Genomic DNA, 266 nt, shown 5'->3' with positions numbered 1-266 from the left:
AAGAAAGATTTGGACCTTGCACAGGCCAACGCGACCGACCAGCTGAAAAAAGCGAAAGCGGAAGCCCAGGTAATCATTGAGCAGGCGAACAAGCGCCGCTCTCAGATTCTGGACGAAGCTAAAGCTGAAGCAGAACAGGAACGCACCAAAATCGTTGCACAAGCGCAGGCTGAAATTGATGCTGAGCGTAAACGTGCACGCGAGGAGCTGCGTAAGCAGGTCGCTATCCTGGCTGTTGCTGGCGCCGAGAAGATCATCGAACGTTC

1 protein-coding gene is annotated in these 266 nt (G+C 53.8%); it reads left to right on the top strand.

Going from position 1 to position 266, the window contains the following annotated elements:
• Positions 1–266 (top strand): F0F1 ATP synthase subunit B (gene atpF / locus J2D73_RS20345; RefSeq protein WP_207884239.1); only part of this gene is annotated, 266 nt, incomplete at both ends.

It is taken from the genome of Acetobacter sacchari (assembly GCF_017377715.1).
GTDB classification, from domain to species: domain Bacteria; phylum Pseudomonadota; class Alphaproteobacteria; order Acetobacterales; family Acetobacteraceae; genus Acetobacter; species Acetobacter sacchari.
Note: the sequence above shows the minus strand (reverse complement) of the source record. Positions and strands in the feature narration are given on the sequence as shown.